This window comes from Aureibaculum koreense, assembly GCF_034296135.1.
In the GTDB taxonomy this organism is placed as follows: domain Bacteria; phylum Bacteroidota; class Bacteroidia; order Flavobacteriales; family Flavobacteriaceae; genus Aureibaculum.
In genome coordinates this window covers 151,387-161,932 of sequence record NZ_JAXKVV010000008.1, presented here as the reverse complement: position 1 = coordinate 161,932, position 10,546 = coordinate 151,387, and the positions used below count along the sequence as shown (strand labels likewise).

Here is a 10,546-nt window from a genome sequence, read left to right as displayed (position 1 = left end):
TTAAAACGAAAAGCTTCTCAAAAAAAAATTCTAGGTGACCTACCCCTTTATAAAAAAAGATAAGCCGAACCATATAATTCCACTCTATTTTTACGCTGTCAATTTTCAATAGTTTCAATGAACAATTTCCTTACTCTTTCAAAGCGGGTGCAAATATATAATACCTTTTTTTACCCACCAATAAATTTCAAAGTTTTTTTATTTTTATTTTAGCATCTTTTCTAAAGGTCTAAAAATCAGCACAAAATATTTAAAAAGGGCTTCAAATATACGTATAATCTTGATTTTTTTACAGATTTAGACCTCTAAAGTTATTAACAATAATTACCCTTGTTAACTTTAAATATTATTGCTCTCGTTTTAGTAGCTGATTTTTAAATACTTGCAATCTGTTTTCGAAAGGTGCAATTGGCAATTTCAAAATGTTTTGTGACTTTGTTAAATCAAATCCTGTTTTGGGTGGACGTTTTGCAGGTTGACTTAATTGTGAAGTAGGTATTGATTTAATATAGGATTTATCCAAATTAAAAGCATCAGCAACCTGCAAAGCAACTTCATAAATGCTTAACAATTTACTGCTTGACACATTAAAAACTCCATAGGCTCTATTCTGAATAGCCAATAGACAGGCATCCGCCAAGTCATCTACCAAAGTAGGCATTCTGAACTGGTCATTTACAATGGTTATGGTTTGCTTGTTTTCCACTGCATTTTTGATCCAAGAAACTATGTTTTTCTTACTCATATTATCAACTAAACCATAAACCAGTATAGTCCTTAATATAGTATATTTAATTTGGGATTTTTTAATTAACTTCTCCCCTTTTAGTTTTGATAGACCGTAATAATTAATTGGATTTGGCTCATCATCCTCTGAATAGGGACCATTTTCACCATCAAAAATAAAATCTGTTGAGATATGAATGAGATGACTATTATATTTTTTTGCAGAAATAATTATATTTTTGAGAGCCTCAACGTTGATTTCATCACACTTTTCCTGCTCTTGTTCGCACTGATCTACATTTGTCATCGCCGCACAATTAATGATGTAATCAGGCCTAATCTCATCTAATAAATTGGTTATTTTTTTATGGTCGGTTATATCTATACTATAATAGGTGTATTCTTTTGCAGTTTCATTTCTATCCTCACCCCGGGATATGGCTATAACTTCAAAATCATCCAATTTTGAAAATAGGTTTACTAATTTTTGCCCAAGTAAACCATTACTTCCTGTAATTACCAACTTCTTTTCCATTAAAATAATTTATTTAGGTTTTGAATCTGCTTTGAACTACCTAAAACTATTAATTTAGAATTGGAGATAAGTTTAGTTTCTGCATCAGGATTAATCATATATTCATTCTCTGGAGTTTTAAACCCGATAATAGAACAACCAGTTTTTTTTCGCAAATCTAAATCGCGAATAGATTTTAACAAAAATTCTTTTGGAAGCTTATCAACAATTATTTCTTCTAGATGTGTGGCATTTTCAGAGTTCGCCGCTAATTTATCTACAAACTCAACAATGTCAGGTGTAACTAATAATGACGCCATGTGTTCGCCACCTAATTTATCTGGCATAATTACATTATTGGCACCTGCTATTCTCAATTTGGCATCAGAAGAATCGTTAGATGCCCTACTTACAATTGTCAAATCTTTATTCAACTGTCTTGCAGGTAAAACTACGTACAAATTATCTGCATCAGAAGGCAATGTGGTAATTAGACTTGAAGCTTTATCAATAGCTGCTTTTTCCAACACATCGTCAACGGTGGCATCTCCTTTAACATATAATAAATTTTCATCCTCGATTTCTGTAATTCTTTCTTCATCGTTTTCAATAATTACAAATGGCTTTTTGAACTTACCCAATTTTACGGTTGCCTGTTTGCCATTTCTACCATACCCGCAAACGACCGTATGTCCGTTTAATTTCTCAATAGTTTTTTGCACTTTTTTAGTTTTTAAATTTTTAAGGAATTCACCACTTGCTATATACTGCGTTATTACCGAAGCGGCGTAACCCAACGACAAAACGCTCATCAAAATTAAAAAAATTGTGAATACCCTTTCGGACTGGCTTAAAGGGTGTACTTCTCCAAAACCGACTGTAGTTATGGTAATTACGGTCATATAAAGAGCATTGATAAAAGTATCGTCAGAAAAATACATGTAACCGAAAACACCAACACAAATTACACCAATAAACAATAAGAGAGCCGTATATAGCTTAGATTTAAACATTTTTATAATTTATAAATCAAAAACCGAACTACGTTTGGTATAAATCATATCTTTTAGTTTTAACAAAAACGCTATGGTCAAATAAATTCCGAACCAAAAACCCAAGGTTATAAAGGAAATGTAGATAAAAAATAGCCTTACATTGGTCACTCTCATGCCTAGTTTATCTGCTAGTCTTGAAGAAACCTCAAATCCTCTTTTCTCGAAAAAATACCTCAGCGAATGAATGATTTTCATTTGTATTATATTTTGATGCAATTTAATAATTTTATTATTCAATTAAGATTATAATTATCATTAACTATAAATTCTCTTTACAATTAATTACCTTTGCGTTTTTCCAATTTTTTTCAAAAATATGTCAGAAAATTATATAGATGTTCAAGGGGCAAGAGTCCATAATTTAAAGAACATTGATGTTAAAATACCGAGAGATAAACTAGTGGTAATTACAGGTTTGAGCGGTAGTGGAAAATCGTCATTGGCGTTTGACACGATATATGCGGAAGGGCAAAGAAGGTACATTGAAACATTTTCGGCGTACGCAAGGCAGTTTTTAGGTGGATTGGAAAGACCTGATGTTGATAAAATCGATGGTTTATCGCCTGTAATTGCTATCGAACAGAAAACGACAAGTAAAAGTCCGCGATCTACAGTAGGGACAATTACTGAGGTTTATGATTTTTTGAGATTATTATTCGCTAGAGCAGCAGATGCCTATTCATATAATAGTGGCGAAAAAATGATCAGTTATTCTGATGAGCAGATTATTGATTTGATTCTGACGGATTTTGATTCTAAGAAAGTAGCTATTCTAGCTCCTGTTATCAAATCCCGAAAGGGCCATTACCGTGAGCTTTTTGAACAAATATCCAAACAAGGATTTTTAAAAGTGCGTGTGGATGGGCAGGTTATAAATATTGAAAAAGGCATGCGTTTAGACCGTTACAAAACCCATGACATTGAAATAGTAATTGATAGAATGCTGGTTGAAAAAAAGCAACAAAAGCGTTTAGAAGAAACGGTTAAAACGGCAATGTACCATGGAGATGATACTATTTTAGTTTTAGATGTTGAGACTAATAAAACAAGATATTTTAGTAGAAGTTTGATGTGTCCTTCAACTGGAATTTCTTACCCGAAACCCGAGCCAAATTCATTTTCTTTTAACTCGCCCAAGGGTGCTTGTGATAATTGTAATGGTTTAGGGACTGTTAATGAAGTTAATATTGAAAAAATAATACCCAACCCGGAAGTTTCAATTGCCAACGGTGGAATTGCACCAATCAGTGAGCAAAAAAGCAAATGGATTTTAAAACAAATTGAACTTATTGCAGAAAGATATCAATTCAAATTAACCACACCCATAAATAAAATACCTAAAGAAGGTTTGGACGTTATTTTATATGGTGGTAAAGAAAAATTTGAGGTACTATCCAAAGAAATGGGCATTACCAGAACTTACAGTATTGATTTTGAGGGTATTGCTAATTTTATTAAATATCAATTTGATGAAACCAGTTCTGTTTCCATAAAACGGTGGGCATCAAACTATATGGACGAGAACAAATGTTCTGTATGTGGTGGTTCACGTTTAAAAGTGGAATCGTTACATTTTAAAATTCAAGGTAAAAATATTGCTGATTTGGCAGATATGGACATTGTTCAATTAGCTGATTGGTTTAAAAATGTTAAAAGCAAACTGGGCAAAACCCAAATGGCAATTGCCGAAGAAATTTTAAAAGAAATTGAAACTAGAATCCAATTTTTATTGGATGTGGGTCTGGATTATTTGGCATTAAGCCGAAGTTCAAAAACATTATCGGGTGGTGAAGCTCAACGTATTCGGTTGGCAACACAAATTGGTTCTCAACTTGTTGGTGTATTATATATTTTAGATGAACCGAGCATAGGTTTACATCAACGCGACAATCACAGATTAATAGATTCTTTGCAGAAATTAAGGGACATCGGTAATTCCGTTATTGTGGTTGAGCACGATAAGGATATGATCGAACAAGCCGATCATGTTATTGATATTGGTCCAAAAGCGGGTAAATACGGTGGTGAAATTATCAGTAACTCCACTCCAAAAGAATTATTGAATAGCAATACATTAACAGCAGACTACATCAATGGCACTAAAGAAATAGCAGTCCCCAAAAAAAGACGGAAAGGTAACGGGAAATTGCTTACTTTAAAAGGGGCTACGGGAAATAATCTTAAAAATGTAACGGTATCATTTCCTTTGGGTAAAATGATTTGCGTTACGGGTGTTTCGGGCAGCGGAAAATCGACATTGATCAATGAGACTTTATATCCTATTTTAAATCATCATATTTATAGAGGTGTAAAAGCACCCATGCCTTACAAAAGCATAGATGGATTGGAACATATTGATAAAATTATCGATATTAATCAATCCCCCATTGGTAGGACACCACGCTCAAACCCAGCTACTTATACAGGTGTTTTTAGTGAAATACGAAATCTTTTTGCCAAAACACCAGAAGCTTTAATAAGAGGTTATAAGCCTGGAAGGTTTTCTTTTAATGTAAAAGACGGTAGGTGCGAAACCTGTCAAGGTGGTGGTGTTCGGGTTATTGAAATGAACTTTCTGCCAGATGTTTATGTGGAATGTGAAACCTGTATGGGCAAACGTTTTGATAGGGAAACGTTGGAAATTCGTTATAAAGGAAAGTCAATTTCTGATGTTTTAAATATGACGATTGATGAAAGCGTTCAGTTTTTTGAGAGTATTCCTAAAATTCATAGAAAGCTCAAAACAATTAAAGATGTAGGATTGGGTTATATTACGTTAGGTCAGCAGTCCACTACCCTATCTGGTGGTGAGGCTCAGCGTATAAAGTTGGCCACAGAGCTATCAAAAAAAGATACTGGAAATACGTTTTATATTTTAGATGAACCCACAACGGGACTTCATTTTGAAGATATTGATGTGTTGATGAAAGTCTTAAATAAATTGACTAATAAAGGCAACACAGTGTTGATTATTGAACACAATTTAGATGTAGTAAAACTGGCCGATTATATAATTGACATTGGCCCAGAAGGAGGAAAAAATGGAGGAAAAGTATTGTGCACGGGTACACCTGAGGAGATTATAAATGAGAAAAACAGCTATACTGCCGAGTTTCTTAAAAAAGAGTTACATTAGTAGCCTCTCCCCAGCCCTCTCCTTAGGAGAGGGAGCTAAATACAAGAAATAACAAAAACAGTTATAGTTAAAGATAATCAAAAAAGACAACTGTTGAACAAAAAATTAAAAATATGTCACCAGAATTAAACTCAAACGAAGACCGAAAAATAATAGAAAAGTTCCAACATAAAACTTGGAACGAGATAAAAACCAATGACACTTGGGCTATTTTTAAAATTATGGCTGAGTTTGTTAATGGCTACGAAAAAATGAGCAAGATAGGGCCTTGCGTTAGTGTTTTTGGTTCCGCGAGGACAAAACCGGATGAAAAATATTACAAATTGGCAGAAAGTATAGCATACGAGCTAACTCAAAATGGCTATGGTGTTATTACTGGTGGCGGCCCCGGAATTATGGAGGCTGGTAATAAAGGTGCACACCGAGGCAAGGGAGCTTCTGTAGGTCTCAATATTGATTTACCTTTTGAGCAAAACGATAATCCATGGATTGATCCTGATAAAAATTTAATGTTCGATTACTTTTTTGTCCGTAAAGTTATGTTCGTGAAATATGCTCAGGGTTTTGTAGTTATGCCAGGCGGATTTGGAACTTTAGATGAACTTTTTGAAGCCATGACACTTATTCAAACCAAAAAAATTGGAAGATTCCCAATTATATTAGTAGGTTCAGAATTTTGGAGTGGTATTTTTGAATGGGTAAAAACTGTACTTATCGATAAATTCGGAAATGCGAGTCCCGAAGACATGAAGCTCATTAGAGTTGTTGATACCGAAAAAGAAGTTATTTACTTACTCAATAGCTTCTATAAGAAATATAGTTTGAGTCCGAATTTTTAACGAAAATGAGGTGCTTTTAATTTATAAGGTTAGTGTTCGCACCCCTGTAGTCCCCTCAAGGGAACAATTAACGTAAAAAAATTAGTAGAAATCAAAAAATAATGAAACTAAGGTCAATTATAGTAATACTATTTTTTTGGACTTCCTTTTTGGAGGCCCAAGGTGTTATTAAGACCATGTTTTATAATTTATTGGAGTTTCCAGAGGCACCACCAACAAATAGGGCAACAATTTTAAAGACTATATTGGATGATTACCAACCCGATTTATTTATGGTTTGCGAATTAGAATCGGAAGAAGGGGCAAATACTATTTTAAATACTTCGTTGCAAACTGCAGACAATCGTTATGCTAAAGCCAATTTTGTTTCAAATCAATCAAATCCTACAACCGATTTACAGCAATTGGTATTTTTTAACCAAAAAAAATTAATTCTAGAAAGTCAAGATTTGATCAATACTGGTATAAGGGATATTAACCATTATCTTTTTAAACTTAACACACCAGATAAGGCAACAAACCCTATTTATTTAGATGTTTTTGTGGCCCATTTAAAATCTAGTCAAGGTTTTGATAACGAACAGAAAAGGCTGGATATGGTGCTAGATTTTACCAGCTACTTAGTTAATATTCCGTCGGATCACTATGTGCTGATTTCTGGAGACTTTAATCTTTATACTGATCAAGAAGATGCATATTACGAACTATTGGAATCGACCAATGCTGTGGTATTAAAAGATCCAATAAATAAACCTGGCAATTGGCACAATAATTCATCTTTCCAAGATATTCATACACAATCCAGCAGAGATTCTAATGAGAATTTTGACGGATTTGGAGCTGGTGGAGGCATAGATGACAGGTTCGATTTTATCTTAATTTCAGAAAATTTAGAAAACAGTATCACCTTAAAATACACACCAAATTCTTATAAAGCTTATGGAAATAATGGTAATTGTTACAATAAAGCGGTAAATGATGTAAGTTGTACAGGGGTTTTTAGTCAAACTATAAGAGATGCGTTATATAATATGAGCGACCATTTGCCTGTAGTAATGCAATTAGAAACAGATAAGGTTTTAAGTTCTGAAAGTCAAATTCTTACGAATAATTATCTAAAGTTTATAAGCGGAAATTTTATAACTGATAAAATATCTCTAAAAGTTGATGTTAGTATTTTAGATCACGAAATTGTTATATATAATAGTATGGGGCAACAAATTAAATCGGTTATACTGAACAAACAAATTGAGAATATTGACGCAACTAATTTTGCAAACGGCATCTACTATATTAAACTACAACACACAACCTCACCGCTAAAATTTATTAAATTATAAATTGAGCATTACAAGATACATTATCGCAATATGCTGTCTTTCAGCCATTATTTGTCATGCCCAAAGCAACAAGACAATTATTGATGCTAAACTTGATTTTCAAAACAAGGAACTTAAAATTCAACAAAAAATAATTTATTATAACACTTCTAATGTTAGTTTAGATACACTTTATTTTCACAATTGGGCGGCAGCATATAAAAATAGACGTACACCATTGTCTAAACGCCTAATAGAAGATTATGACAAAAGCCTATATTTTGCAAAATCAGAATTAAGAGGCGATACAGATATTAAAAATATTTCTAGTGATTTTGAGTCCGACAAATGGTATATTGACAAAAAAAGCCCAGATATAATTAAGGTAGCTTTAAATAAACCTTTAAAAGTCAATGATTCTGTTAGGTTAACATTAACTTATGTAACAAAAATACCTTCTTCGGTATTTACGGAATATGGCCAAAAGGATAATACCTACAACCTAAGATATTGGTATATTTCACCTGCGGTTTACGATGGCAAATGGCAAACCATGAGCAATCTTAATATGGACGATCTGTATATGCCACTATCGGATTACGATATTAAAATTTCCGTACCACAAGGAATTCATATCAATACAGATTTAAATTATACAAAATCTATTAATCCACCTCACACCACCTATCATCTAACCGGTAAAAACAGAGTTGATGTTGAACTTAATTTTAACGTCATTAACGATTTTATTGAGTTTGAAACCAATCCAAAAGTTATTACCAACTTGAACGGAACTGTTTTAAGCAATCCGTTAAAAACAGATATTGTTAATAGAGAGCTGGCTTTTATTGAAAAATATTTGGGTAAATATCCTCATGAAAAATTATTGGTAAATGGTATAACTTACAGTAAAAATCCTATTTATGGATTAAACCAACTCCCGAAAATGTTTAATCCCTTTTCCGGAGCTTTTGAGTGGGACATTAAAATGTTTAAAGCCCTTACACGTAAGTATTTAGAAAATACCATTATTGTTAACCGAAGAAAAGATGCTTGGATTTTAGATGGAATCCAAAGTTTTTTAATGATAAAATATGTTGAGCAATATTACCCAGAAATTAAAGCTATGGGTAATATTTCAAGAATATGGGGAGTAAGAAGTTTTAATATCGCAAAATTAGATTTTAATGAAAAATATCCTTTTGTGTATCAGTTTGCGGCTCGTAAAAATTACGACCAAGCGTTAACTACACAAGCGGATTCATTGTCAAATTTTAATAGGAAAATTGTCAATAAATACAAAGCTGGTTTAGGTTTACAATATTTAGATGAATACTTAAATGATAGTATTGTTTATGGTAGTATAAAACAGTTTTATACTGAAAGTTTACATAAAAAGACCAATAGTAATTTGTTCAAAAATATAATAACTAATAACACTAATAAAGATTTAAGCTGGTTTTTTGGCGATTATATCAATACCAAGAAAAAAATAGATTATACCATAAAAAAAGTAGAACAAACCGAAGATTCCGTTAAGGTAACCATCAAAAACAAAAGAAACATAACTGTACCCATTGCACTTTATGGCGTTAACAGAAAGGATATTATTTTTAGAAAGTGGCTCACGGGTATTGACACCACTGCTACTGTAACAATACCGAAAGGAGATTACAATCGCCTCTCCTTAAACTACGAATATTTATATCCAGAGCTAAACTTACGCGATAACTGGAAAAATTTAAAAGGACTATTTAACAAACCTGTTCAATTTAGATTTTTTAAAGATGTAGAAAACCCTTATTACAATCAAGTTTTTTATAATGTGTTTGCCGGTTATAATTTGTATGATGGATTAATTCTAGGACCAAGCTTGTACAATGAAGCTATTTTCAAGAAAAAATGGTTGTATAAAATAATCCCAACTTATGGCACCAATAGTCGCAAAATAACTGGTGCTGCTTCTTTTGTGTATCAACATATACCTGAAGAAACATCGGTTTATAGGTATAGAATCGGTATGAGTGCAAGTAATTTTCATTATGACAGAGACTTAAGCTATATTAGATTTTCTCCATTTGCATCCGTAGAGTTCAAAAGAAAAAGTTTGCGTGACGTTGGTGGTAGTGCTTTAACTGCACGTTATGTTATTGTAAATAAAGAAATTCCAAAGAATATTCCCAAATTAGAGTCGGACAATTATAACATTTTGAATTTACGTTATGATTACACCAAACCCGATATAATTCAGGACTTACGTTACAATATAGATTTTCAATTGGCAGATAAGTTCAGCAAACTCGCTTTGGATTTTAGATATAGAAAATTAACGGATAGCCATAGGCAATATGATTTTAGACTTTATTTAGGTACGTTTTTATCAAATAAAACCAATACGGATTTCTTTAGCTTTTCTTTAGACAAGCCCTCTGATTATCTGTTTGATTACAATTTTTTGGGCAGGTCGGAAAAATCGGGTTTCTTAAGCCAGCAGATTATTATTGCAGAAGGCGGTTTTAAATCTATGTTTGAAAACCCTTATGCCAATCAGTGGATGTTTACCACAAATAACAGTATGAGCATTTGGCGTTGGATTGAGGCTTATGCCGACGCTGGTTTCTACAAAAACAAAAATGAAAAGGCTATTTTCAGGTATGATAGTGGAATCAGATTAAACTTTGTCCATAATTTTTTTGAAGTTTATTTTCCGCTTCAATCAAGTTTAGGCTTTGAACCTACACAACAAAATTATGCTTCTAAAATCAGATTTGTAATTACCTTAGACCCAGATAAATTGATCGGGTTAATAAGGAGGGGCTTTTTTTAAATATTTAAAAAAAACCGTTACGTACTGTGTTCAACACTTAATTTCTAACATAAAAACCATCTGTTTTAATCAGGGAAGTATTGCATTTCAGAACCGAAACAAGGTAAAATCAAAACATATTATATAATAA

General features: G+C 32.6%; 7 protein-coding genes. 4 read left to right on the top strand and 3 right to left on the bottom strand.

The features are described from left to right. Positions 1-346: 346 nt before the first annotated feature. Genes rfbD through UMM65_RS09660 form a run of 3 tightly spaced genes read right to left on the bottom strand, consistent with a single transcriptional unit; the run spans position 347 to position 2,490 of the window. Positions 347-1,261 carry a dTDP-4-dehydrorhamnose reductase gene (gene rfbD, locus UMM65_RS09670; RefSeq protein ID WP_321976304.1) on the bottom strand — a complete coding sequence of 305 codons (915 nt, stop codon included), beginning with the start codon at positions 1,259-1,261 and terminating at the stop codon, positions 347-349. Further along, the gene (locus UMM65_RS09665) at positions 1,261-2,253 is read right to left on the bottom strand and encodes a potassium channel family protein (protein WP_321976303.1); all 993 of its coding nucleotides are present in this window, start codon (positions 2,251-2,253) and stop codon (positions 1,261-1,263) included. Before UMM65_RS09665 ends, rfbD begins: the two co-directional genes overlap by 1 nt. 9 nt (positions 2,254-2,262) lie before the next feature. After that, positions 2,263-2,490 (bottom strand): PspC domain-containing protein, encoded by a 228-nt coding sequence (locus tag UMM65_RS09660; protein WP_321976302.1) that lies wholly within the window; start codon positions 2,488-2,490, stop codon positions 2,263-2,265. 121 nt (positions 2,491-2,611) lie between these two features. Here UMM65_RS09660 and uvrA point away from each other — a divergent pair, with 121 nt between their 5' ends. The 4 genes from uvrA to UMM65_RS09640 all read left to right on the top strand — a co-directional run bounded on the left by uvrA (position 2,612) and on the right by UMM65_RS09640 (position 10,416). Continuing rightward, positions 2,612-5,431, top strand: coding sequence for an excinuclease ABC subunit UvrA (gene uvrA, locus UMM65_RS09655; protein ID WP_321976301.1), 2,820 nt, complete (start codon positions 2,612-2,614; stop codon positions 5,429-5,431). Positions 5,432-5,544: 113 nt separating this feature from the next. Then, the gene (locus UMM65_RS09650; RefSeq protein WP_321976300.1) at positions 5,545-6,270 is read left to right on the top strand and encodes an LOG family protein; all 726 of its coding nucleotides are present in this window, start codon (positions 5,545-5,547) and stop codon (positions 6,268-6,270) included. A gap of 101 nt (positions 6,271-6,371) precedes the next feature. After that, on the top strand, positions 6,372-7,610 hold the full coding sequence (locus UMM65_RS09645) for a T9SS type A sorting domain-containing protein (RefSeq protein ID WP_321976299.1): 1,239 nt from the start codon (positions 6,372-6,374) through the stop codon (positions 7,608-7,610). 1 nt (position 7,611) lies between these two features. Then, positions 7,612-10,416: a gluzincin family metallopeptidase gene (locus UMM65_RS09640; protein ID WP_321976298.1), complete on the top strand. Its 2,805-nt coding sequence runs from the start codon at positions 7,612-7,614 to the stop codon at positions 10,414-10,416. The last annotated feature ends 130 nt before the right edge of the window (positions 10,417-10,546 follow it).